At 39.2% G+C, this 24999-nt stretch carries 20 protein-coding genes; 10 read left to right on the top strand and 10 right to left on the bottom strand.

What is annotated here, in order from left to right:
- Nucleotides 1–115: 115 nt before the first annotated feature.
- Genes H515_RS0107445 through H515_RS0107435 form a run of 3 tightly spaced genes read right to left on the bottom strand, consistent with a single transcriptional unit; the run spans nt 116 to nt 3841 of the window.
- Nucleotides 116–1669 (bottom strand): peptide MFS transporter, encoded by a 1554-nt coding sequence (locus H515_RS0107445; RefSeq protein ID WP_028901787.1) that lies wholly within the window; start codon nt 1667–1669, stop codon nt 116–118.
- A 4-nt stretch (nt 1670–1673) separates the two neighbouring features.
- Nucleotides 1674–2420, bottom strand: a complete 747-nt coding sequence (locus H515_RS0107440; protein WP_025876967.1) for a porin family protein — start codon at nt 2418–2420, stop codon at nt 1674–1676.
- A gap of 50 nt (nt 2421–2470) precedes the next feature.
- On the bottom strand, nt 2471–3841 hold the full coding sequence (locus tag H515_RS0107435; RefSeq protein WP_025876965.1) for an amino acid ABC transporter substrate-binding protein: 1371 nt from the start codon (nt 3839–3841) through the stop codon (nt 2471–2473).
- A 102-nt stretch (nt 3842–3943) separates the two neighbouring features.
- Between H515_RS0107435 and H515_RS0107430 the strand changes: the two genes are divergently transcribed.
- The 3 genes from H515_RS0107430 (at nt 3944) to H515_RS0107420 (ending at nt 10223) form a co-directional block, all read left to right on the top strand.
- Nucleotides 3944–4639 (top strand): gliding motility-associated C-terminal domain-containing protein, encoded by a 696-nt coding sequence (locus tag H515_RS0107430; protein ID WP_025876963.1) that lies wholly within the window; start codon nt 3944–3946, stop codon nt 4637–4639.
- A gap of 33 nt (nt 4640–4672) precedes the next feature.
- Nucleotides 4673–7504: an excinuclease ABC subunit UvrA gene (uvrA, locus tag H515_RS0107425; protein ID WP_025876961.1), complete on the top strand. Its 2832-nt coding sequence runs from the start codon at nt 4673–4675 to the stop codon at nt 7502–7504.
- Between the two features lie 331 nt (nt 7505–7835).
- Nucleotides 7836–10223 carry a TonB-dependent receptor gene (locus H515_RS0107420; RefSeq protein ID WP_025876959.1) on the top strand — a complete coding sequence of 796 codons (2388 nt, stop codon included), beginning with the start codon at nt 7836–7838 and terminating at the stop codon, nt 10221–10223.
- 34 nt (nt 10224–10257) lie between these two features.
- Here H515_RS0107420 and queC read toward each other — a convergent pair whose 3' ends face one another.
- Complete coding sequence (queC, locus tag H515_RS0107415; RefSeq protein WP_025876957.1) at nt 10258–10911, bottom strand: 7-cyano-7-deazaguanine synthase QueC; 654 nt, start codon at nt 10909–10911, stop codon at nt 10258–10260.
- Nucleotides 10912–11029: 118 nt separating this feature from the next.
- On the opposite strand from queC, the gene H515_RS0107410 reads away from it, so the two are divergent.
- Entirely contained in the window at nt 11030–12283 is a 1254-nt protein-coding gene (locus H515_RS0107410; RefSeq protein ID WP_025876953.1) for a phosphoglycerate kinase, read from the top strand.
- 439 nt (nt 12284–12722) lie between these two features.
- On the opposite strand, the gene dnaB is transcribed toward H515_RS0107410, so the two are convergent.
- A complete protein-coding gene (dnaB, locus tag H515_RS0107405) occupies nt 12723–14255 on the bottom strand; it encodes a replicative DNA helicase (protein ID WP_028901786.1) in 1533 nt (510 codons plus the stop codon).
- Between the two features lie 88 nt (nt 14256–14343).
- Between dnaB and ispE the strand changes: the two genes are divergently transcribed.
- The 6 genes from ispE (at nt 14344) to H515_RS0107375 (ending at nt 18609) form a co-directional block, all read left to right on the top strand.
- Nucleotides 14344–15183 (top strand): 4-(cytidine 5'-diphospho)-2-C-methyl-D-erythritol kinase, encoded by an 840-nt coding sequence (gene ispE, locus H515_RS0107400; RefSeq protein WP_306302523.1) that lies wholly within the window; start codon nt 14344–14346, stop codon nt 15181–15183.
- 258 nt (nt 15184–15441) lie between these two features.
- Nucleotides 15442–16305: a sigma-70 family RNA polymerase sigma factor gene (locus tag H515_RS0107395; protein ID WP_025876950.1), complete on the top strand. Its 864-nt coding sequence runs from the start codon at nt 15442–15444 to the stop codon at nt 16303–16305.
- Between the two features lie 10 nt (nt 16306–16315).
- Nucleotides 16316–16804 (top strand): hypothetical protein, encoded by a 489-nt coding sequence (locus tag H515_RS13155; protein WP_025876949.1) that lies wholly within the window; start codon nt 16316–16318, stop codon nt 16802–16804.
- 25 nt (nt 16805–16829) lie between these two features.
- Nucleotides 16830–17717, top strand: coding sequence for a hypothetical protein (locus H515_RS0107385; protein WP_025876948.1), 888 nt, complete (start codon nt 16830–16832; stop codon nt 17715–17717).
- A 2-nt stretch (nt 17718–17719) separates the two neighbouring features.
- On the top strand, nt 17720–18205 hold the full coding sequence (locus H515_RS0107380; protein ID WP_025876946.1) for a S24/S26 family peptidase: 486 nt from the start codon (nt 17720–17722) through the stop codon (nt 18203–18205).
- Nucleotides 18206–18225: 20 nt separating this feature from the next.
- Entirely contained in the window at nt 18226–18609 is a 384-nt protein-coding gene (locus H515_RS0107375; RefSeq protein WP_025876941.1) for a PqqD family protein, read from the top strand.
- On the opposite strand, the gene H515_RS0107370 is transcribed toward H515_RS0107375, so the two are convergent.
- The 5 genes from H515_RS0107370 to H515_RS0107350 all read right to left on the bottom strand — a co-directional run.
- Nucleotides 18598–19191 (bottom strand): Crp/Fnr family transcriptional regulator, encoded by a 594-nt coding sequence (locus H515_RS0107370; protein ID WP_025876939.1) that lies wholly within the window; start codon nt 19189–19191, stop codon nt 18598–18600. The genes H515_RS0107375 and H515_RS0107370 overlap by 12 nt on opposite strands.
- Before the next feature lie 24 nt (nt 19192–19215).
- The gene (gene lepA / locus H515_RS0107365) at nt 19216–20997 is read right to left on the bottom strand and encodes a translation elongation factor 4 (protein WP_025876938.1); all 1782 of its coding nucleotides are present in this window, start codon (nt 20995–20997) and stop codon (nt 19216–19218) included.
- 314 nt (nt 20998–21311) lie between these two features.
- Nucleotides 21312–22043: a YebC/PmpR family DNA-binding transcriptional regulator gene (locus H515_RS0107360; RefSeq protein ID WP_025876937.1), complete on the bottom strand. Its 732-nt coding sequence runs from the start codon at nt 22041–22043 to the stop codon at nt 21312–21314.
- A gap of 12 nt (nt 22044–22055) precedes the next feature.
- Entirely contained in the window at nt 22056–24524 is a 2469-nt protein-coding gene (pheT, locus tag H515_RS0107355; RefSeq protein WP_028901784.1) for a phenylalanine--tRNA ligase subunit beta, read from the bottom strand.
- 154 nt (nt 24525–24678) lie between these two features.
- Nucleotides 24679–24999, bottom strand: a 321-nt coding sequence (locus H515_RS0107350) for an IS30 family transposase (protein WP_028901783.1), incomplete at its 5' end; no start/stop codon positions are given.

The raw sequence follows: 24999 nt of genomic DNA, 5'->3' as shown, positions 1-24999 counted from the left end.
ATCTTACTAAGCATCCTCGTTATACAATGCTCATATGTGAGTTCGTCAATGAAAAAATCTCTTGTCACTGAAATGTGACAAGAGATTATTTATAAGTTAGATATTTACAAATCGCTTATGCCTCAGTTACTCTTTCGAGCCATTTAACCATTGAGAACATTACAATCATAGAGATTCCGCATACGATAGCAAATACCAACCAGCATTCCCAAATCGGCCACTTGTTGTACATCAGCGGACCTACCCAAAGGAGGAGGTTACCAACGGCAGTGGCTCCGAGCCAAAGTCCCTGGCACAGTCCTTGTAAATGTTTTGGAGCCACCTTACTCACAAAGCTCAAACCAAGCGGAGAGATGAATAATTCGGCTACGGTGAGGAAGAAATAGGTAAGGATCAGAATCCATGGAGCCGCCTTGGCAGCAGAGCGTGATATAGGATCCATGGCTGTGAATGTTTCAGCAGAAGGATAGTTGTAAATCAAGGAAATTATCATCAAGAAGATGTATGCCATTCCTGCTATTCCCATACCATAGGCAATTTTCTTTGGTGTAGATATTGGATTGCCCTTTTTAGAGAAATATGCAAAAATCCACATCACGACCGGAGTCAGGGAAATTACAAAGAATGGATTTACACATTGCCAAATTTCAGGTGCGATGGAATCCGTCTTAACGAAATCGCGAGCAAAGAAAGACAAGCTCTGTCCGTTTTGGTGGAATGAGAACCAGAAGAATACGCTAATACCCAGTACGGCAAAGAGTGCGTACATACGCTGTTTGATTTCTTTTGCCATGGTTGCTTTTTCTTCCTCTGTGTATTGTTCCACAACAACTTCTTCCTTTTTCCCGGGCATGGGGAATTTACGTTTGTTGAATACAAAAATAGCCAAGGACACAAGCATCATCAGCACACTAACAATGAATGAATAGTGAATACCTGTGTTGAAGGCATCGAGGTATTGCGGACAGAACGATACAAGGTCAGAAGCATTTCCTCCAACTTGCTCTGTGAGTGTACGTAAGTTATCGATATTATTGCCTATGTTGCCATTAATGAAGTCGTGGCAAAGCTTTGGAAGGTCAGCGTTGTATGTAAATCCCTTGGTGCCAAGCCACCAACTACGAAGCATAGGTGCCAAGAACGGTGCCACCAGTGAACCAATGTTTATGAACACATAGAAAATCTGGAAGCCGGCATCACGTTGTCCTTGAGCCCATTTCAGTTTCTCAGGGGAGACTTTGGCGGCTTCTGTTTCAAAGTTGTCATACATCTGACCGACTATAGCCTGTAAGTTACCCTTGAAAAGACCATTACCAAACGAAATCAAGGCAAGTGCCACGATAGTGAAACCAAGCCAGAAGGAATTGTTCTGAGGGGTAATCATAACCGGGAAAGATAAGGCAATGTAGCCTAAGGCCATAATAACAAGACCACTTTCAATGGTTCGCTGATAATTTTGGGTTTTATCAGCAATAATACCTCCCACAAGACTCATCACATAGATGGCAGCAAGAAAAAGAGATGCGATAAGACCGGAAGTCTCATCGGACAAACCAAATTTTGAACAAAGGAAAAGAGCGAGCACGGCAATCATAATATAATAGCCGAATCTTTCGCCCATGTTACTAAGTGCGGCCTGTAAAAGACCTTTTGGATGATTTTTAAACATAATATTATTTTGTTTTGGTTAAATCTATTAGATAGGTAAGTTTAACTATTATTGAATTGTTATTGGACTTTCCAAAGAAATCTTTTTTCGTGTTACCATAAATATTCCCAAGTCCGTAATAATATCTTCCTTCAAGGAGAAAATGCCCCAATCGATGATTACTCCACTCTGCACCAAGTCCGGCAGCTATTCCATAATCGAATTTATGTTCAACTGGCATTGATTCCTGCGCTATAATCGTATTACTTCTGCCTGTGCCATCGGTTGAAAGATTAGGCGTCTCATAATTCTTCACTGTTGACTCACCCAAGAAAAGACCTATCTGCGGGCCAGCTTGTACAAAGAAATTCCATCCGGTCTTCTCTTTGCCCCATGCCAAATGGGCAAAAACAGGAATCTGTAGATAATTCATAGTTCGGGAATATTCTTCAGTCGCCCCATTGGAATTGACTACCTTTTCGTCTGTACCCGTGAGAATTTCTTGCTTCCATCCCAAAGAGGCAAAATTTACTTCACCATAAATTGAACAGATTGTATTAAAATATTTCTCGCAAACATAACGCAGACTTACACCACCGGTTATTCCTCCGTGCATTGTCTGTGAAACTTTCGGATCGAATCCGACATTAGATAACGCATATCCCGCATTTACTCCAACGGAGAAGTCATTACGATAATCACCCACCTGCGCATAGCCCATGAGAGGAGCGAGCAGCAATAATGGGAATAATATAAATCTACGCATTATCATCTTCTGATTGTATTTCTCTTTAATTAGATAAAGTAAGTTTTTCCTTTAATTTAATACACAAGATTTTCCATCGTCTGGTCAGTCTTAAAATGTATCAATTGAAAATGATTATTCATATAACCGCCCTTCCCAACTTTCTCGAAGTTATAACGAGTTTGGATAGGTGAATATTTTACTTCCATGCTACTCCCCCTAAAAGTTTTCCCTTTGTTCTTGAAACCGCGGACAAAGAATTGGGCTTGATCATACCCTACTATGGCGAATCGAGGAATATATGTCTTACTCATAGTTTCTCCGTATGTTGATTGGTATAATTTTTCCAAATTCTCAGTCTTATCAGCTACTTTATTATAATAGTATGTAGAAGGAATATAAACTCCGTATTTGAAAAAATTGGCGAGGGAGTAATCTTGATACATAAACCATTCATTGTATCCAAACATGGAAATTGCTAATCCAGGATTGGTCGACTTTAAAGCATCAAGTTTAGCAAAAACCTGATTAAGTTGCGGACTCTTTTCCGAGTTTATAATCACTACATTAGGACGTCTGGAATCAAAATGTTTGGCAAAATCAGCTGCTGGTGAATTAATGTTCGTCAAATCATATTTTATGTTAGCCAATTCCAATTGTTTTCTCAGTGAGCTTGTAAATATCCCGACCTGACTTCCAGCATCGTTGCAATCAATAAACACGGGATGATGGGTCTTTTGGAAACGCTCGAAAAAACAGGCAATGGCCTTGCTATTCAGACGGTCATCATTCTGATAAACTTGGTAAATATTTGGATTGGTCAAGACTTCGTCAGTTTCAATAGAGAATGGGATAACAAGTTTTATTCCATAAGTACGGCAAAAATCTCCCAATGGCTTGACTTGATTTGAATATAACGGGCCAAAGATGATATCAAGTGCAGAGGCATTCTTGTCCAATAACGTTGTTCGGATGTCTGCATCCTTAGGCACATTCCATGCATGAACATCTGTAGTTATGCCTTCTGCCTTTAATTGATTTAAAGCCATCAATATCCCACGATAATATTCGACCATTCTTTTCCCGTCACCATCGTTATTATGTAATGGAAGCATCACCCCTACACGAACGGAGCTTGTGACTGCAGCGTTCGTTACAACAGTTTTTTTTGCTGGCATCACACTGGATGTCTCCGATTTCTTATCGCCAGACTTTGCAAAAGGTACGAATATCCATTCGCCTTTTTTCAACTCATAGCCTTCACGCTTCATCTCAGGGTTCGCATCCAACAATTCTTGGATACTTACACCATAATCCTTGGCTATTCCAAATATGGTTTCTTTCTTCTTTACTTTGTGAATATCTCGCCATATTGTAGTTTGCGCCAAAGTATTCACACTCCATGTCAAAGTAAGTAAAAACAGCAAATATTTAAAATAGTGTCTCATATTTTCACGTTTTTAGTTTAACACTATGCAAAGATACCAAAAAGTATTTAGTCTTTGCTTCTTGTCGATAGATTTTTTATATATTTGCAGAAATAAGCGTTTATGAAATCATTTTTTTTGAAAATATTAGTGTTTTTCGCTGCATTTGGGAGTTATCTGTCTATATCGGCCCAAAGTTGTAGTCCGTATGGAGTTTTTCTTAACGAAGAAGGAACTGTTGATACCCTCAATTCTGTTCAAGGTTTTTCTGGTTCAGCTCCGCTAAAGGTAAATTTTGTAGCTAATCCTACAAATAATTACCCCGATGGAACTCATTTTGAATGGCACTTTTTTGAACAAAATAATTTTAAGCAGTCTTTTTTAGTCCGTTACGAAGAGAACACAGAATATACTTTTAATCAAGCAGGCTCATTCAGTGTGTGTCTATTTGAAATACTTGGGAGTGACACTATCAACATTTATGATCCTATCAATGTTTCGATAAGTGAAAGTGAGCTTATTATGCCAAATGCTTTTTCGCCCAACGGTGATGGTATCAATGATATTTATAAAGCTAAAACTTTTAAGAGTATTGTTGAATTTCATGCTGTTATTTTCAATAGATGGGGACAAAAGGTATTTGAATGGACTGATCCCAGCACAGGTTGGGACGGAACATTTAAAGGTAAGAACATTGCTCAAGGAGTTTATTTTGTGAATGTTAAAGCTAAGGGGGCAGACGGTAAGCTATTCCATATAAGGCGAGACGTCAATCTTCTCAGAGGTTTCACAGAATCAACAAACACAGACAAGCCATAGCTGATTTTTATAATTGAAGTATTCAGATTAAAGATGGACAACAACATAGAAGTATTAGGGGCACGTGTGCACAACCTCAAAAATGTAGATGTCACCATGCCACGTAATTCCATAATTGTATTTACGGGATTATCGGGCTCAGGAAAAAGCTCATTGGCTTTTGATACAATTTATGCAGAGGGGCAAAGAAGGTATATAGAAACGTTCTCGGCTTATGCCCGCAATTTCCTTGGAGGGATGGAACGCCCTGACGTTGATAAAATAACAGGTCTGTCGCCTGTAATTTCAATTGAACAAAAGACTACGAATAAGAACCCACGCTCAACCGTTGGCACAATAACGGAAATATATGACTATCTCCGCCTACTTTATGCCCGCGCAGGAACGGCTTACTCGTATATGAGTGGCGAGCCAATGATAAAATACACCGAAGATCTTGTCGTGGAAATGATACTCAACGACTATGCAAATAAGGCAATTTACATTCTGGCACCATTGGTAAGAAACCGTAAAGGGCATTATCGCGAGCTGTTCGAGCAGATGCGACGTAAAGGCTACCTCTATATCCGTATTGATGGTGAAATAGTGGAAATCACCAGAGGAATGAAAGTTGACAGATACAAGAGTCATAATATTGAGGTAGTTATCGACAAGATGAAATTAGATGACCCAAAGAATGAATCGTTTAAGGAACGTCTTGCCAAGACTATTGCCGTTGCAATGAAGCAAGGGGACTCACTCATCATGATTATGGAGCGGGAGTCGGCAGAGACTAAGTATTTCTCAAAACGATTAATGGATCCTGTAACAGGGATTGCTTACAAAGATCCAGCTCCAAATATATTCTCTTTCAATTCACCAGAAGGTGCTTGCCCTCATTGTAAGGGTCTCGGAAAAATCAACGAAATCGATTTGAAAAAGGTAATTCCAGACAATGGGATAAACATCCATGATGGTGCCATAGTTCCTTTGGGGAAATACAAGAACCAGATGATATTCTGGCAAATCAGAGCCATTCTTGAAAAGAACTCTTGCACTTTAAATACACCAGTAAAGGACATACCAGCAGAGACACTTGAGGAAATTCTCTACGGAACGCTTGAGAAGGTGAAGATATCAAAGGAATTGGTTCATACTAACTCAGATTATTTTGTTTCATTTGAAGGTGTCATCAAATATTTGCGAACAGTAATGGAAAATGATGATACTGCAGCAGGGAAAAAATGGTCAGAACAATTTATTGCTGAACGTGAATGCCCTGAATGTAAAGGACAAAGACTTAATCGCGAAGCACTCTCCTATCGTATTTGGAACAAAAATATTGCAGAGCTTTCTTCTATGGATATTACAGATTTGAAAGCGTGGATAGAAGAAGTGGAGCTTCACATGACTCCCAAACAAAAAAAAATAGGAACCGAGATTATTAAAGAAATCAAAAAGCGCATAAACTTTCTACTTGACGTGGGGCTGAATTACCTCTCCCTGAATCGACAAAGTGCTACACTGTCTGGAGGAGAAAGCCAGCGAATACGTTTGGCAACCCAGATAGGCTCGCAGCTTGTAAATGTACTTTATATTTTAGATGAGCCATCGATAGGGCTTCATCAGAGAGATAATGAGCGACTAATCAAGTCGCTTAGAGATTTAAGGGATTTAGGCAATACGGTTATTGTCGTCGAACACGATGAAGATATGATGAAGGTGGCTGACTGGATTGTTGATATTGGGCCAAGAGCTGGAAGAAAGGGAGGAGAAGTGGTGTTTCAAGGAACTTACGATGAGATGCTAAAAACCCATACATTAACAGCTCAATATCTTAATAGGGAACAAACGATAGAAATTCCTCAGAAACGACGGAAGGGAAAAGGGCAATCCATTTGGTTGAAAGGATGCAACGGCAATAATTTGAAAAATGTGGACATAGAATTTCCACTTGGAGAGTTAATTGTTGTGACGGGAGTTTCAGGTTCAGGAAAAAGCTCGCTGATTAATGGGACACTTCAACCAATTTTATCACAACATTTCTACCGTTCTTTAAAAAAGCCAATGAAATTTGAAAAAATTGAAGGCATAGAATATGTTGATAAAGTTGTAAACGTGGATCAAAGTCCAATTGGACGTACACCAAGAAGCAACCCCGCCACATACACAGCTGTATTCTCTGAAATAAGAAACTTGTTTGTAAATTTACCTGAAGCTAAAATCCGCGGCTACAAACCGGGACGGTTCTCTTTCAATGTTAAAGGAGGCCGTTGTGAAGCTTGTGGTGGAAATGGATATAAGACCATCGAAATGAATTTCTTGCCCGACGTAATGATACCATGTGAAGTTTGTCATGGAAAGAGATATAACAGGGAGACACTTGAAGTGAGGTTCAAGGGAAAATCAATTGCCGATGTCCTTGATATGACAGTGAATATGGCAGTTGAATTCTTTGAAAATGTACCACAAATCTTACCAAAAATCAAGGCTTTACAGGATGTTGGTCTTGGTTATATCAAGTTAGGCCAGAGTTCCACGACCCTATCCGGAGGTGAGAGTCAACGAGTTAAATTGGCTACAGAACTATCAAAGAAAGATACAGGGAAAACGCTCTATATACTTGACGAACCAACTACAGGGCTTCATTTTGAGGATATTCGAGTCTTGATGAGCGTGCTTCAAAAATTAGTTGACCGTGGCAACACCGTTATTATCATTGAACATAATTTAGATGTTATCAAACTTGCTGACTATATTATAGATTTAGGTCCGGAGGGGGGGCGTGGTGGCGGACATGTCGTTGCAACCGGAACTCCAGAAGAAATTATGAATAATAAAATGAGCCATACGGCACGATATTTAAAGAAACGTCTGGCGGAATGAGATGTCGTCCGCCACTAAAATCATGGGAAATTAATATCTTAACTACCTATTGTCTGGATAACCAATTGGTAAAACATCGACTATGTTAAGTATCGACTAGAAAAATAATTTGATATGGGTAAAAATCATATCGGGAATTTCAACTAATTTCCTTCTTATGCGATGCAATCTCTTTATTTATTGCAATTCATATTGCAAACTTAGAGATTTTGGAATTGTTTCTTTCATCGCTTTCAACTGTGTGTGGGGTGTGTTGTCGGTTGTGCTGAACAAGGTGTCTTTTATTTTCCTCTAAAAAACAATAAACTAAAGTGTCAAACGTTATCCTTTTATGTTACATAGAAAGATATTTTATATTTTTATTATACTCATCTTATCACTAACAGTCAATCAGGCTTTTGGGCAATCCTTTACACTTCAAGGCAAAGTATCAGACAAGGATGGGAACCCTATTGAATTAGCTTCCATAATGGTTGTATCTCAAGGAAAATTAGCCATGAGCAACTTAAAGGGAGAGTTCAGTCTTATGCTGCAAAGTGAAGATTCCGTGAAAGTTAGATTTTCCATGATTGGATATAAATCTAAAACAAAAGTATTATATAAGCCTAATGGTAAACAGACCCTTTTAGTTCAATTAGCTGACGATAACGAACTTCAGGAAGTAGTTGTGGAAGGTAAGACCCCGCAACATGGGACCACAGAAGAGCTCAAGATAGAAACTACCAAGCAAGGACCATCCGCTACTGGAAATGCCGTGGAAGAAATGATTCAGACACAAGCTGGTGTTTCAACTCACTCCGAACTATCATCACAATACAACGTAAGAGGTGGAACGTTTGATGAGAACTCGGTCTATATCAATAACGTTGAAGTATATCGTCCATTCCTTGTCCGTAGTGGACAACAAGAAGGACTTTCCGTAATCAATCCTGATATGGTAGAGAGCGTAGGATTCTCAACTGGAGGTTTTGAGGCAAAGTATGGGGACAAGATGAGTTCAGCACTCGATATTACATATAAACGCCCAAAACGAACAGAAGGTTCAATTTCTGCTTCATTGCTTGGCGCCAATGGGTATTTTGGTCTTTCAACTAAAAAACTCTCATGGATAAATGGATTACGTTATAAAACCAACAAATATTTGTTGGGTTCTTTAGATACTGATGGGGAGTACAAGCCATCGTTCCTTGACTATCAGACCTTCTTGTCATGGAATCCGAACAAGCGTTGGCAAATTGACTTTATCGGTAATATTTCTGATAACCATTATAACTTCGAGCCAAAAGACCGAGAAACAAATTTTGGAACAATGGAAAATGTCAAATCATTTAAAGTCTATTTCGATGGCATGGAGAATGACCTTTTCCGAACCTTTTTTGGAACTTTCAGCATAACGAACCATCTTTCATCAAAGACAGATTTGTCACTGATAGCATCTGCATTTACGACAAAAGAGCAAGAGCGTTATGATATCCAAGGACAATATTGGCTCACACAAACTGAGACATCCGAGAATTTGGGTGTTGGCACTTATTCTCAACATTCACGTGATTATCTAAATGCCAATGTGCAAAGTTTCAAACTCATGATGAAGCATCGGGCAGGAAAACATAATATAGAAGGTGCTTTTACCTATAAAATGGAAAAAATTGAGGAACATTCTGCAGAATATGAGTACCGTGACTCTGCTGGGTATAACGTTCCCCATACTGGTGAAGATCTCAACATGATTTATTCGCTCCGAGCACAAAACAAGCTTGACGCTAAACGTATTGAAGCATATTTACAAGATACATGGCATTTTCAGACCAAGGACTCCATCCCCACCCTTTTCACATTGAACTATGGTGTTAGATATGCTCATTGGAGTTTCAATGGTGAAAGTTTAGTGTCTCCTCGTGCATCCCTGACTATTACTCCTGGATGGAATCGGAACCTCTCTTTCCGTTTGGCAGGAGGCCTTTATTATCAGGCTCCATTCTATAAGGAATTGCGTGATACAACTACAATAAACGGAATTACCTATGCTTTGCTCAATAAGAAAATCAAGGCTCAACGTTCCATCCACGCTTTGGCTTCAATGAGCTACCGCTTCCAATTGATGAATCGTCCGTTCAAGTTCACAACGGAAATCTATTACAAGGCCCTCTCTCGCCTCGTCCCCTATTCTGTGGATAATGTGAAAGTTACTTATTATGGTGATAATGAGTCGTCAGGACACGCTATGGGCATCGATCTCAAACTCTTTGGTGAATTTGTGCCAGGAACAGATTCATGGCTCACATTTAGTCTGATGAACACACGAATGAAACTGAATGGTAAGAGTATTCCACTGCCTACTGATCAGCGTTTTGCTGTGAATCTCTATTTTACCGATTATTTTCCTGGCACAACCCGCTGGCGAATGTCACTTAAACTGGCATATGCTGACGGACTACCATTTTCAGCTCCACACAAAGAACTTGAAAACAATTCTTTCCGTGCTCCAGCCTATAAACGTGCAGATATAGGTATGAGCTATCGACTGTTCGACAATCACGACGGCTCAAAGTCTTCAATTTTCAGAAATGTATGGTTGGGCGTTGACTGTTTGAATCTCTTCGGAATCAATAATGTCAACTCATATTATTGGATCACTGACATTGCGGGACAGCAATATGCGGTTCCAAACTATTTGACAGGGCGACAAATCAATGGTAGGATTACGGTAGAATTCTAAGATGACTTTTCATTTATCGAGGAAGACTCTCAACCTATAAGGAATAAGTTGTGGGGTCTTCTACTCCTACCACTTTGAAAGCCTCACGACGTTCCACGCAAGTTCCACATTTTCCACATTGATGTTCTCCATTTTTATAGCAACTCCAAGTCTTTGAATAATCTATTCCCAGTGACAAGCCACGTCTCACAATGTCCGCCTTGCTCATATTGGTATAGGCAGCCTCAATACATGTATTGTTGAACGTTCCTGTCGTAGCTGCTCGATTCATCGATGAGATGAATTCTGGACGACAATCTGGATAGATGGTGTGGTCGCCACCGTGATTGGCTATATAAATACGATTGAGATTGTGACTTTCTGCTATTCCGACAGCTATCGAGAGCATTATGCCATTGCGGAAAGGAACTACAGTTGACTTCATGTTGTCTTCTGCATAATGACCATCGGGGATTTTGTCTGATCCCTCAATAAGCGAACTCTTGAAATAGCTTTGCATGAACTTCAAAGGAATGACAATATGTGATATACCAAGTTTATTGCAATGATATGCTGCAAATGGAATTTCTTTTTCAGCATGATTCTGCCCATAGTCAAAAGAAATTGCCAATTCAATTGTTTCCTGTTTGTCGTATAAAAGCGTTATGGAATCTAAACCTCCACTTACAATAATAATAGAATCTTTCATTGATTACGTATTTATATGCAAAAATACAAAAAATATCTGATATCATTCTATTAATCAATTAAAATTATGTATTTTTGCGGTAAGAATGTATTCATTATAAACTTCAAATAAAATTCAAATGAAAATTAATGATTTTAATTTCGCAGGGCTAAAGGCTATTGTCCGCGTTGATTTCAATGTGCCATTGGATGAAAATGGTAATGTTACAGACGATACCCGTATCCGTGGTGCACTTCCTACATTGAAGAAGGTGCTTTCAGATGGTGGCGCGTTGATAATGATGAGTCACATGGGCAAGCCGAAAGGCAAAGTGAAGCCCGAACTGTCACTGAGTCAGATTGTAAAAAATGTGAGTGAAGCACTGGGCGTTGAGGTGAAGTTTGCAAAGGACGCAGGTAATGCAGAAGTAGAAACTGCCAATCTGAAGGCTGGAGAAGCTCTTATGCTTGAGAACCTCCGTTTCTATGCAGAGGAAGAAGGCAAGCCCATTAATGTAGAAAAGGGTACTCCTGAATATGATGAAGCTGCTAAGGAAATGAAAATCCGCCAAGTAGAATTTGCCAAGAAGCTGGCTTCTTATGCAGATGTATATGTTAATGACGCATTTGGCACCGCTCACCGCAAGCATGCTTCAACTGCCGTCATTGCCGATTATTTTGATGCTGGACGCAAAATGCTCGGTTTTCTTATGGAAAAAGAAGTGAACGCCATCGACAACGTGCTCAAGAATGCACAGCATCCATTCACGGCTATTATTGGTGGTTCTAAGGTAAGTTCCAAGCTTGGAGTTATCAAAAACCTTCTTGACAAAGTCGATAATCTCATTATTGGAGGCGGAATGGGATATACTTTCATCAAGGCACAAGGCGGCAAGATTGGAAAGTCGCTCCATGAGGACGAATTGATGCCTGAGGCGCTGAATGTAATGTCAGCGGCTAAGGAGAAAGGGGTAAACCTTTCTTTGTCAGTTGCAACCCTTTGCGGTAAAGAATTTTCTAATGACACAGAACGTAAGGTGTTCCCTATCAATCAGATTCCTGACGAATGGGAAGGTATGGATGCGTCAGAAGAAAGTCTGGAGAACTGGAAAAAAATAATTCTCGATTCAAAAACTATCCTTTGGAATGGTCCAGTAGGTGTATTTGAGCTGGAAAACTTCGCTCATGGTACAGGTGAGATTGCCAAATATGTTGCTGAGGCTACTCAAAAGAATGGTGCTTTCTCGCTTGTTGGAGGTGGCGACTCTGTTGCAGCAGTCAACAAATTCGGATTGGCAGACAAGGTTTCTTATGTTTCTACTGGTGGAGGCGCTATGCTTGAAGCAATCGAGGGTAAAGTCCTCCCTGGTGTAGCAGCTATCAATAAAGAATAACTTAATAAAATTCCTCCTTTCAAAACTATTGGGAGAACTAAGATTTTAACAAAAGAGAGTATGGCATATGACATACTCTCTTTGTTTTTATCAATCAAATACAGATGTTATTATTCAGGCAGAAGGCATCTACTATCAAAATCAAGTGTAGCCATATAAGCAAATAACTCTCATAGAGCGTCTTTTCCAAAAGATAATGACCATGGCTAACAAAGTAATTAAAGTTAAAAAGAATTAGCTACAATTAGATTTATAACTTACTAAAAATCAGAATCAAATAAGTACCAAACAAAAGGTGACCTTTCGTATGGTGATAGGTTAGGTTTTGCACAGTAAAAGGTCACCAATTAGTTTCCTATCGCTGAACCTTCTTGCTGAAAGTAAAACTTGCCTCATCGAAAATCAATGAGAAGGATAAATCTTTTCTATTCTATTATCATTAGAACGCAGTAACACCATCCAGCGGTGGTTCTGGGAAAGGATCGTCATTCATTCTGCTGCTAACAATCTCGCCTGACGCTAAATTGCCGTTGTCAATTGGAGCTTTAAATATATCTGTTTCATCAGGATTTGAAAAGCGAGTATATTCCCCACGGAAATTAAGCAACACATCACCCGTGGCACCTTTACGGTGCTTTGCAATAATGATTTGTGCCATTCCATGAAGGTCATTTCCTTTCTCGTCTTGATAGATATGGTAATATTCTGGTCTATGTACAAACAACACCATATCGGCATCCTGTTCTATAGCTCCTGACTCTCGCAAGTCGCTAAGTTGAGGGCGTTTCCCCTCAGGGCCATCTCTCTGTTCAACTGTTCGGTTAAGCTGTGACAATGCAAGGATTGGAATATTTAGCTCCTTTGCCAAACTTTTCAGCGAACGGCTTATGGTAGAAACTTCTTCTTGTCTGCTACTGAACCTCATTCCATTGGCATTCATCAGCTGAAGATAGTCAATCATCAATATCTTGATGTCATGTTCTCGGACTAAACGGCGTGCTTTCGTACGCAATTCAAACACTGATAAACCAGGTGTGTCATCAACATATATCGGTGCCCCATCCATTTTCCTGATGTTATTGTCGAACCTTTCCCATTCGTCCGGTGTAAGTTGCCCATTAAGTATCTTGTTTCCAGGTATAGAGCACACATTAGAAATCAGGCGATTTACCAATTGCACATTGTTCATTTCAAGTGAGAAGAAGGCGAGAGGCAGGCGATAATCAATGGCAATGTTTTTTGCAAGGCTCAGTGCAAAGGACGTCTTACCCATGGCTGGGCGTCCTGCTATAATGATTAGGTCTGACAATTGCCAACCAGCAGTTATCTCATCTAACTTCTTGTAGCCAGTAGGAACACCAGTAAGTCCTCCGCTCTCCTTATTGGAAGCTGCTTTCTGAAGAAGTTCATGTGCCTGTTTTACAATAGGGTCAATCTGTGTATAATCCTGAGCCATATTCTTCTGTGACAACTCAAAAAGACTTCCTTCGGCTCTTTGCATCAAATCATCTACGTCAACTGTTTCGTCAAAAGCATCTGTTTCTATCATTGATGCAAATTGGATGAGTTGTCGGGCAAGAAATTTCTGTGCTAAAATGTGTCCATGATATTCTATGTGAGCGGATGATGCCACATGAGAACTCAATTCTACTATATAGGTTGGACCGCCCACATCTTCCAAATTTCCTTTATAGCGCAATTCCTCTGCCACAGTCATTATGTCCACAGGCTTTTGCTGTAGATTCAATGATTGTATCGCTTCATAAATCTTTTGATGACGAGGCTCGTAAAACGTTTCAGGACGCAATATTTCTGATATTACTGTAAAAGCGTCCTTATCAATCATTAGGGCACCCAACACCACTTTCTCTACTTCAAGAGCTTGAGGTTGGAGATGTCCGTATGAGGTATCAATCGATGCTGATTGACGCCGACGTGGATTTTTTGATTTAACACTATCTTTTTCTGGCATAACGCTACAAATTTACAAAAAAACTTTAAACTTGCCTACCATAAGTAATAAGTTTTTCTATCTTTGCAAAACAAAAATTCAATTATACATGATGACAATATATCCTTGCTCTAAAATAAATTTAGGATTAAACATTATTGGAAAACGCAACGATGGGTATCACAATCTTGAGACTGTGCTCTATCCTATACCGCTTTGTGATCAATTGGAACTTATCGATATCGGTCATCAATCTGAGAATCCACTGTGTACACTTGAAGTTGACGGGGCTTTATTGGATTGTGATCCACAACGCAATTTGGTTGTAAAAGCCTATGAATTAATTGCTAAGGAACATGGGCTACCAGATATTCGTGTCAAATTAACAAAAAAAATACCCTCAGAGGCAGGCTTGGGCGGCGGCTCTTCTGATGCTGTCAATATGCTGAAATTGCTAAATGAATATTTTAGTCTCAATATTAGCAGTCCCCAAATGCAAGATTATGCGGTTCAGTTAGGTGCCGATTGCTCCTTTTTCATCCACAATAAACCATGTTTTGCAAGTGGAATTGGAGAAAAGATGGAATTTTTAAACACAGAAGATATTAATCTATCTAGTTACTATATAGGATTAGTCAAGCCCGAAATATCTATCTCTACAAAAGAAGCTTTCTCAAATATTAAGCCAAGGCCGTCAACTGTTAGTTGTAAGGATATTGTGAAATGTCCAATCAAAGATTGGAGATATTCTCTTGTGAACGATTTTGAGCATTCTATTTTCCAATCTCATCCATCTTTAGGAAGAATCAAGGAGGAGTTATACAATATGGGAGCACTATATGCGCAGATGTCGGGAAGCGGAAGCACTATATTTGGTATTTTCTCAAACGAGCCCCATTCAATGACGCAATCTTTTCGTGATAGTTTTACTTTTATAACAAAACTATAACGAGGTATCATACCGTATCTCTCCACCAGTCAGCAGTTTCCATGTCGTCCACTTTCAACATTGTCCGTTTCGACTTTGACAAAATGCCAAAGCGCCTTGAACGACAATCAAACAAAATCTGTACAGGTTTTAATAAACCGTTTGAGGTTTAGGATTTCATCGAAAAAGTGATATTTGATAGACATTATTTACCTTTTCTTTGCTCAAATCACTGATTTTATGTAAATTTGCCCAGTATAATATTATTATCCAAGTGCAATGAGACAACTGAAAATCACGCAGAAAATAACAAATCGGGATGGTTATTCTCTTGATAGATATCTTCAGGAAATAGGGCATCAGGATCTCATTTCCATGGAAGAAGAGGTTGAATTGGCACAAAAGATAAGAAAAGGTGATACAAAAGCTCTCGAGAAGTTAATCAAGGCTAATCTTAGATTTGTGGTATCTGTTGCAAAACAATATCAAAATTACGGACTTTCACTCCTTGACCTTATAAATGAAGGAAATCTCGGATTAATGAAAGCGGCTAAGAAATTTGATGAGACCCGAGGATTCAAGTTCATATCTTACGCAGTATGGTGGATTCGGCAAAGCATTCTGCAGGCCATTGCTGAACATAGTAGATTAGTGAGAGTTCCACTAAACCAAGTTGGAACAGCAAACAAGATACGGAAGGTATTGAATAAATTTGAACAAGAGAATGGCAGAGCACCAAGTACAAACGAAATAGCCGATGACATTAACATCTCGGAGGAAAAAGTAGAGGTTGCAATGAATATCGGCTCTTATCATGTCTCAGTGGATGCCCCATTCAGCAATGGTGATGACAATAACTTGCTTGACATTTTGCCCAACAAAGACCTGATACCTACGGACAATCAGCTTGTTGAAGAAAGTATGCTTCGTGAAATCGACAGAGTGCTTGATACTTTGTCGAGTAGAGAAAGGCTCGTTATCAAAGCCTACTTTGGTCTTGACCAACAGGAGATGTCATTAGAAGAAATAGGCGAAAAGACAGGGTTGACACGGGAGAGAGTCAGGCAAATTAAAGAAAAGGCCATCAGGCATTTAAGACAGAATAACATTAGTAAGGAACTAAAAGCATATTTAGGACAATAAATTATTTAAAATGAAATTCAATAAAGTATTTTTAATAGCATTTTTCCTTTTGGGATTAGCTCATTCTGTGTCAGCAAAAGGTTATAAAATAGCCAAAGTGTATATGTTTGGCTTTGCTGCGTCGTTTAATGATTCAACTGTATATTTTACCGACATCCAATCTTTGGATGTCTATATCGAAGATAGCCGTCCACATTTCTTGGTGAATCGTGATGACTATGCTTACCAGATGAAAAATTATCTTCAGAACTCTAATTACAGTAAACATCCCACATGTGTGGTAATGTTTGCCGAAACAGAAAAGGAAGCAATGAAAAAGTATATCAAAATGCAAGCAAAATATACCACTAAAGCAAAAGGCAGATATTTAGTAAACAGCATTGATTCCGCCCAATTTAGTTTCACAACCGTTGCCCCAGATGATAACTCAGCTGCATTGGAAGCATTAGAAGCAAAAAAAGCAGCAACTGGTCGTAAACAAAAAGAAAGGAAAAAGTAGAGTAATATTAGTCAGCTATTTACAAATGGAAACATATTATTTCAGAATTGCAGAACTGAACATACGAATAAATTTCCAAAACTCAGATGTAAATGGAATGCATCTGTTGCCATCTTTCATGCCATTTGCAGTTGAATCTATTGGGGATGATTTGTTTTTCCAACTGACAGTTGATGATACATTAAAAACCGTTCCCCAAAATCAAAGGAAGAGAATCAGAGTATTCGATACTGGAAATGGTGACACTGCAGTAGATAGGTTGGAAAATGGAGGCTATCAATATATTATCAAAGATCTAAACAATGCCGATTGCTGTCTGCTTAAGACCAATAAGGATTTCTCCGACTGTAGATGCGCATTGAATGGACAGCACAACATGAGGAAATTCGGACTCAACAATGCATTAATGCTTATTTTTGCATTCGCAGGCGCTCGCAAACAGACCTTACTTATCCATGCTTCACTTGTAAGGAATAAAGGTTATGGTTATCCTTTCATAGCAAAAAGCGGTACGGGTAAATCAACCCAAGTTAGCATGTGGCTTAGGTATATACCTGGAAGTGATTTAATGAATGATGATAATCCGATTATAAGGGTCGTCAATGATGAGTTATGGATTTTCGGTGGCCCATGGAGTGGAAAGACACCATGCTATAGAAATGTAAAGGCAAAGCTGGGAGCAATAACAAGAATTGACAGAGCCATGCAAAACTCAATAGAGAAACTCTCTCCTACAGAGGCGTTTGCCTCTCTCCTTCCATCGTGCTCAAGTATGAAATGGGATTCTGAAATTTACAATGCCATTTGCGATACTATAACAAAAATAGTAGAGACAACTGGTATATACACCTTACACTGTTTACCAAACGAGGATGCAGCAAAAGTCTGTTACAACGCAATTGCGAATAAATAAAAATGCCAGAAACATCTTTACATAGAATAGAGATGCAGTTTTCAAATGCAGAACTGTTGCCAGAAATTGTCAAGATGATTAACGAGGGACATACAGTCACTCTTAAACTTCGAGGGAAATCAATGCGCCCTTTCCTCGAAGACAATAGAGACAAGGCGTTGTTGTCAAAACCAGAAACGGTATCTGTTGGTGACCCCGTTTTAGCAGAAATCACACCCAAGCATTTCGTTCTTCATAGAATTAAGGCTATAGAGGGGACTTCCGTAACTCTATTAGGTGATGGCAACATCTTAACAGAACATTGTAAGTTGGAAAATATTGTTGGGGCTGTGATCGGCTTTTATCGCAAAGGACGGCCGCAGATGGATAGAACCGATTCGCGCAAATGGAAAACTTATAGCTATATATGGGTACGTCTATATCCGATAAGAAGGTATCTTCTGGCCTTCTATAATAGAATATGGATTCCCTTATTTGGCACCATATAAATATAAACTATAAATTAATTATGAAAGCAAAAAAAGGATTTAATCTTCGTCAAGTTTGTGGAGAATATATTATTGTTGCGGAAGGAGACGAAAATATTGATTTCAGCAATATAATTTCAATGAATGAAAGTTCGGCTTTCCTGTGGAAAGAGATTAAAGACATGGAATCGTTCAATATTGATTACTTGGTAAACAAAATGACAGAAGAATATGAAATTGATGTGGATACTGCTCGTCGTGATATTACCACGCTTGTTGCTGAATGGGGACAATCAGGAATTATCGAGGGTGAAGACATACCAGAAGTCAAACTGGAGAAAAATCAATCAGAACTGACCAAGGAAAATCCTGAACTGGATTCAAAAGAAGAGCAGAAAGGATTCTTCAAAAAGTTATTCAAGTAATATCGATGCTCTCACACGACTCAACGTCTCTGGTGTCATTTGCAAGTAGCTTGCGATATAAACTAAAGGAGCACGCAAAATAACTTGTGGGCTTAATTTACACATCCTCTTATATCGATCTTGTGCGGTCTCAAATCGCACGAGATCTGCATGAATCTGAGAAATAATTAGACTCTCTTCGAGAATTTTACGATAGAGAATTTGAATATTAACATTGTGCAAAGCAACTTGTTCTAATCTATGCTTAGGCAAAGCATAAACAAGAGTTGGCTCTAATGCCTCAACTTGTAATTTGGTTGGTTCCTCACGAAAAAGACTTTCTATGCACATGAAAATAGTATGGTCCTCTCCAAGATGCTCTGTTATTTGTTTGCCATTCTTAAAATAGAACTGACGGATGAGACCGTGCTCTATGTAATAGATATTTTCACAGATTTCTCCTTCTGAAAGAATCATCTCTCCCTTTGCAAACTTGATTGGTACAAGGACACTTTCAAGCACATCAAGTTCATCATGAGTCATTGTACTATATTTTCTTGCTAACTCGCGGGCAATTTCTCGTGTTTCAAAAGTCTCTTTCATTTCATTTTCCTCCCTATTAAGTATTTAGTCTAATTTCAATACTGCCAAAAAAGCCTTCTGTGGCACTTGCACGTTTCCCACTTGCTTCATACGCTTTTTCCCCTTCTTTTGCTTTTCTAAAAGCTTCCGCTTACGGCTAACATCACCACCATAACACTTTGCAGTTACATCTTTTCGTACTTGTTTAATCGTCTCTCGTGCTACTATTTTACCACCAATGGCAGCTTGAATAGCAATATCAAATTGTTGTCTTGGTATTAATTCTTTTAATTTCTCACACATTCTTCGTCCAAAAGCCACAGCGTTGCTCTCATGTGTCAAAGTCGAGAGCGCATCAACCGGCTCACCATTAAGCAAAATGTCGAGCTTGACGAGCTTAGATGGACGAAATGAGTCTATGTGGTAATCAAAAGATGCATATCCCTTGGAAATACTTTTCAACTTATCGTAGAAATCGATTACTATTTCTCCCAATGGTATCATGAAAATTAATTCCAAACGATTGCCACTCACATAGTTTTGGCTCACTAATTCACCTCTTTTATCCAGACAAAGGGTCATAATAGGACCAATATAGTCAGCCGAAGTGATAATGGAAGCCTTTATATAAGGTTCCTCAATATGCTCAATCATCGTAGGCTCTGGCAATCCTGATGGATTGTGAACTTCCTTTTGATTTCCCAACTTATCATACACCAGATAACTTACATTGGGAACAGTAGTTATCACATCCATATTAAATTCCCTATCCAAACGTTCCTGAATGATTTCCATGTGTAAAAGTCCCAAGAAACCACAACGGAATCCAAATCCTAATGCTTGAGAACTTTCTGGAAGGAAAGTTAGTGATGCATCGTTCAATTGGAGTTTCTCCAACGAAGCCCTTAAATTTTCATAATCACTCGGATCAATAGGATAAACTCCTGCAAATACCATTGGTTTCACCACTTGAAAGCCAGCAATTGCCTGTTCACATGGTCTGTCTATATGTGTGATTGTATCACCTACTTTTACTTCTGTTGCATTCTTAATACCAGAAATGATATATCCAACTTCTCCTGTCGATAGTTCCTTGGTAGGTTTCATATCCATTTTAAGAACTCCAACCTCGTCAGCATCATATTCCATCCCTGTTTGCACAAACTTCACTTTATCGCCCTTGCGTATAGACCCATTCATCACCTTACACAAAGTTATGATACCCCTAAATGAATTGAAAATAGAATCAAAAATCAATGCTTGTAGAGGAGCTTTGGGATCTCCGACAGGGCTTGGCACACGTTTTACGATAGCTTCGAGGATGTCAGGCACTCCCTCTCCAGTCTTTCCACTTGCTCGGATAATATCTTCACGCTCACAACCGATAAGATCAATTATTTCATCTTCGACTTCTTCAGGCATAGCATTGGGCATATCGATCTTATTGATAACAGGGATTATCTCCAAGTCATGGTCAATAGCCATGTAGAGATTAGATATTGTTTGTGCCTGAACACCTTGTGTTGAGTCAACAATCAGCAGTGCCCCCTCACAAGCGGCTATACTTCGTGAAACTTCATAAGAGAAATCGACGTGTCCTGGCGTATCAATCAAGTTGAGTACATATTTTTCACCATCATGTTCATACTCCATTTGTATGGCATGACTCTTAATAGTAATACCTCGTTCACGTTCAAGATCCATATCATCTAACATTTGACCAGCCGTCACCTGGATAGTTTTTGTATATTCCAGAAGTCGATCTGCTAATGTTGACTTTCCGTGATCTATATGCGCAATGATACAGAAGTTTCTTATGTGATCCATAGGAAGTTTTGTCTTTTAATATGCAAATTTACCAATAAAAAACGAAAAAGAAGAAAGAACAATTTATAAAATTATCCAAATGTCTATCCCTGATTGCAGAAATGTCCCCTTTACTTTTTAGAGAAAAGAGTGGAATATTAGTGATATTGAATAAATGACAAACTATGAATGTCACGCTTCTATGACAGTCTCTTCGTCTTAAACGCGCAATGTCAGGATTTAGTTGTTTATCCTGACATTGTTTCTGTATTCTTTTGAATGAATTTAAATGGAGAACCTTTAATATTTCATTGTCTTATTTCATCACAAGAAAACTATTCCTCTGCAGGTTTCATATTAGTATAAACATTTTGAACATCATCAAAATCTTCAAGACGTTCTACCATTTTATCAATTGTTTCACGCTCTTCATCTGTGACGTCCTTCAAGTCATTGGGGATACGTGTAAACTCTGCTGATGTAATCTCAAAGCCATTATCTTCCAAATGCTTCTGAATTTCGCCAAAACTTGTTGGCTCACCATAAATGGTTACTTCTCCTTCCTCCTCATCGACATCAAACTCGTCATCCACACCATAGTCTATCAAATCGAGAATCAACTCTTCCATGTCAAGACCTTCCTTGGTCTTGAAACTAAACACACACTTATGATCGAATACAAAAGCTAACGAGCCTTGCGTTCCAAGAGTACCATTAAACTTGTTGAAAACCGAACGTACGTCACCTACCGTACGGGTGGTATTATCCGTCAAAGTATCGACAAAAATGGCAATTCCGTGAGGTCCGTATCCTTCATAAGGCACTTCCTTGTAATCGCTTGTATCTTTACCCATTGCATTCTTGATAGCACGCTGAATGTTGTCCTTAGGCATGTTCTCGCGCTTGCAAGTCGCAATAATAGCACGCAAACGTGGATTGGTTTCGGGCTCAGGGCCACCAGCCTTAACGGCAATTTGGATTTCCTTACCTAATTTAGTAAATGTTCGAGCCATGTGGCCCCATCTCTTTAACTTTGTCGCTTTGCGATATTCAAATGCTCTTCCCATTGGAACGTTCTGTTAGCGGAGCTCTGCTCCAAGTTTATTTGTTAAATTTTTAATTAATTTCTGCATAATTGCATCGATAGCCTTGTCATTCAAAGTTTTCGTCTCGTCTTGAAGAACGAAGTTAACAGCATAACTCTTCTTACCCTCAGGAAGATTTTTACCTTCATAAACGTCGAAGAGCTCTACTTTTTTCAAAAGTTTCTTCTCACTCTGAAAAGCAATTTTCTCTACTTGGGCAAACTCTATATTTGCATCAATAAGTAGTGCCAAGTCACGACTTACGCTTGGATACTTTGATATTTCCTCGAATTCTAATTTGTTCTTTCGAATCAATTTCATCAAACCGCCCCAATCAAGTTCAGCATAATAAACTGGTTGTTCGATACCCAATTTCTTAAGCAGTTTGTAACTCAGAATGCCCATTTCAACTACCACCTTCCCAGCACGGTTTTTTAATGCCAAAGCCTTGTCAAAGATGTTATTCTCGGACGGCTCACTTAAAATCATCCCCTGGGCAACTCCTAAACGGCGTAGGATATTCTCAACATGTGCTTTCAGTTCGTAGAATGTTGCATCTTCATTGGGATGCGCCCAAGAGCCTTCCACCCGTTTACCAGTAATCCACAATGCCATGTGGTAACTTTGGTTATATGCCTTGATAGGACTATCCTCATTCCACTTTTCTTGATTATAGGTGTATGTATTACCGACCTCAAAGAACTTTAAATTATGTGCCTTGCGGTTAACATTTCTGCGAATACTCTCCAAACCACCAAACAAAAGTGTTTGACGCATTACCCCCAAATCACTTGACAACGGATTCATCACCTTGACAATCCGCTCCCATGGATAAGCATTCAGTTCGGTTCCTTCGTAGTAAGAAATTGCAGTTAGCGAATTATTCAATATTTCATTGAAACCAGATCCTACAAGTTGCTCGCTGATAGTATTTTCCCTATGATAGTCTTTATCAGATTCCTCGGCAATAGTAAGTGAAGATTTCAAGGTAGAAGGTATCTCAACATTGTTGTATCCATAAATGCGGAGAACATCTTCAACTACATCACAAGGTCGTTGTACATCAACTCTGTAGGGAGGCACAATGAGGTCAAGTCCATCAGCATCCTCCTTCACAATTTCCATTTCAAGGCTCTGTGCTATACTCCTGATAGTTTCAACACCGAGTTGTTTACCAATCAGACGGTCAGCATATTCATAATTTAAACGAACAGGAAAGCCCTCCATTTTTGTTGGATACTCGTCCCTGATTTCCATACTTACTTTAGCACCCGCCAATTCCTTGCAAAGGATTGCTGCTTGTTTCAAGGCATAAATAGTGCCATTAGGATCAATGCCACGTTCAAAGCGGAAGCTCGCGTCTGTTGACAAGCCATGGCGACGCGCACTCTTACGAATCCAAGTAGGATGAAAATACGCACTCTCCAACACGACATTCCTCGTATTCTCGTATGTCCCACTACCCTTTCCGCCGAACACACCTGCAATACACATTGGAACTTCAGCATTACAGATAGCAAGATCGTGTTCGCCAAGGATATGTTCTTCACCATCAAGAGTAATGAACTTTTTTCCTTCGTTCTTATCTTTTACAATAATTTGCTTACCAACAACCATGTCAGCGTCAAAGCAGTGCATGGGTTGGCCGTATGCCATCATTATGTAGTTCGTAATATCAACAATATTATTAATAGGACGAACTCCCACAACGTTCAACTTATCCTTTAACCATTTTGGGCTTTCCTTTACCTCGCAGTTCGTAACGCTTAAACAGGCATAACGACGACAAGCTTCTGTATTTTCTATCTTGACGTCTATTTCCAAATCATGATTATCAACAACAAACTTATCGCAATCAGGACGATGTAATGAAGTCTTATAACCGTTCTGTTTCAACCATGCGTAGAGATCGCGCGCTACTCCAAAATGACTTAAAGCATCGGCACGGTTAGCTGTAATATCTATTTCAATTAGCCAGTCGCTATCCAAGTGATAGTATTCAGCTGCCGGCATACCGACCTTTGCATCTTCAGGCAATACGATTATACCATCATGGCTTGTTCCTACACCGATTTCGTCTTCAGCACAAATCATCCCGAAACTCTCGACACCGCGGAGTTTGCTTTTCTTAATGGTAAAACTTTCCTCACCGCTATAGAGCACACATCCCAAATCTGCCACAATAACTTTCTGACCAGCAGCAACATTAGGTGCTCCACAAACAATTTGTTGAGGAGCTTCTTTACCAAGATCAACCGTCGTAATGTGCAAATGATCAGAATTAGGGTGCATTTCACAAGTCAACACTTTGCCAACAAAAAGCCCTTTGAGCCCACCACGAATAGTCTCCACTTCCTCAACACTTCCAACTTCCAAGCCTGTAGAGGTCAGCGCTTCGGCCAGTTCCTGTGGTGTGAGGCTGAAATCGACGTATTCCTTAAGCCATTTGTATGATATATTCATCTATATTGTTATTTTATTGATTTCAATTCGTTTAGTTGCTTGAAAGCAACGTGCAAAGATACACAATTTTCTCAGCATACACAAATCAAAAAATAAGTTTTTAAAGTTCCAATTTTAATATAGGAAATCGTAGAGTCAACCAGCAAGTGCAAAATTACAAAACGTGTTTGAAGAACTCGCACTTAGGTGTAGAAAAGTTTAATTTTTCTCTCGGTCTTTCGTTCAATTTCTTTTGTATCGACATAATTCTCTTGTCTGTGTAATGTTCAAACGAATCCTTTTTCGGTATATATTGTCTGATTAGTTTATTTGTATTCTCAATCGCTCCCTTTTGCCAAGAACAATATGGATCAGCGAAGTATACGGGCACGCCTAAGAACTTGGTAATGTCCTTATGTGCTGCAAATTCAGGTCCGTTGTCTGTTGTAATGGTCTTCAGACAGTCCTTGTATGGTAGCAGCAGTTTCCTAACTAC

The sequence above is a fragment of the Prevotella corporis DSM 18810 = JCM 8529 genome (genome assembly GCF_000430525.1).
Taxonomy (GTDB): domain Bacteria; phylum Bacteroidota; class Bacteroidia; order Bacteroidales; family Bacteroidaceae; genus Prevotella; species Prevotella corporis.
The sequence above is the reverse complement of the archived record's forward strand: the minus strand, read 5'-3'. Positions and strand labels throughout refer to the sequence as shown.

What these genes read in the sequence shown, in the direction of transcription:
- H515_RS0107370 (WP_025876939.1), bottom strand. Translation starts at nt 19,191, where the DNA reads ATGAAAGAGACTTTTGAAACACGAGAAATTGCCCGCGAGTTAGCAAGA.
- H515_RS0107420 (WP_025876959.1), top strand. Translation starts at nt 7,836, where the DNA reads ATGTTACATAGAAAGATATTTTATATTTTTATTATACTCATCTTATCA.
- queC (WP_025876957.1), bottom strand. Translation starts at nt 10,911, where the DNA reads ATGAAAGATTCTATTATTATTGTAAGTGGAGGTTTAGATTCCATAACG.
- lepA (WP_025876938.1), bottom strand. Translation starts at nt 20,997, where the DNA reads ATGGATCACATAAGAAACTTCTGTATCATTGCGCATATAGATCACGGA.
- H515_RS0107375 (WP_025876941.1), top strand. Translation starts at nt 18,226, where the DNA reads ATGAAAGCAAAAAAAGGATTTAATCTTCGTCAAGTTTGTGGAGAATAT.
- H515_RS0107360 (WP_025876937.1), bottom strand. Translation starts at nt 22,043, where the DNA reads ATGGGAAGAGCATTTGAATATCGCAAAGCGACAAAGTTAAAGAGATGG.
- H515_RS0107395 (WP_025876950.1), top strand. Translation starts at nt 15,442, where the DNA reads ATGAGACAACTGAAAATCACGCAGAAAATAACAAATCGGGATGGTTAT.
- H515_RS0107410 (WP_025876953.1), top strand. Translation starts at nt 11,030, where the DNA reads ATGAAAATTAATGATTTTAATTTCGCAGGGCTAAAGGCTATTGTCCGC.
- H515_RS0107430 (WP_025876963.1), top strand. Translation starts at nt 3,944, where the DNA reads ATGAAATCATTTTTTTTGAAAATATTAGTGTTTTTCGCTGCATTTGGG.
- H515_RS0107440 (WP_025876967.1), bottom strand. Translation starts at nt 2,420, where the DNA reads ATGATAATGCGTAGATTTATATTATTCCCATTATTGCTGCTCGCTCCT.
- H515_RS0107380 (WP_025876946.1), top strand. Translation starts at nt 17,720, where the DNA reads ATGCCAGAAACATCTTTACATAGAATAGAGATGCAGTTTTCAAATGCA.
- H515_RS0107445 (WP_028901787.1), bottom strand. Translation starts at nt 1,669, where the DNA reads ATGTTTAAAAATCATCCAAAAGGTCTTTTACAGGCCGCACTTAGTAAC.
- pheT (WP_028901784.1), bottom strand. Translation starts at nt 24,524, where the DNA reads ATGAATATATCATACAAATGGCTTAAGGAATACGTCGATTTCAGCCTC.
- H515_RS13155 (WP_025876949.1), top strand. Translation starts at nt 16,316, where the DNA reads ATGAAATTCAATAAAGTATTTTTAATAGCATTTTTCCTTTTGGGATTA.
- dnaB (WP_028901786.1), bottom strand. Translation starts at nt 14,255, where the DNA reads ATGCCAGAAAAAGATAGTGTTAAATCAAAAAATCCACGTCGGCGTCAA.
- H515_RS0107435 (WP_025876965.1), bottom strand. Translation starts at nt 3,841, where the DNA reads ATGAGACACTATTTTAAATATTTGCTGTTTTTACTTACTTTGACATGG.
- ispE (WP_306302523.1), top strand. Translation starts at nt 14,344, where the DNA reads ATGATGACAATATATCCTTGCTCTAAAATAAATTTAGGATTAAACATT.
- H515_RS0107385 (WP_025876948.1), top strand. Translation starts at nt 16,830, where the DNA reads ATGGAAACATATTATTTCAGAATTGCAGAACTGAACATACGAATAAAT.
- uvrA (WP_025876961.1), top strand. Translation starts at nt 4,673, where the DNA reads ATGGACAACAACATAGAAGTATTAGGGGCACGTGTGCACAACCTCAAA.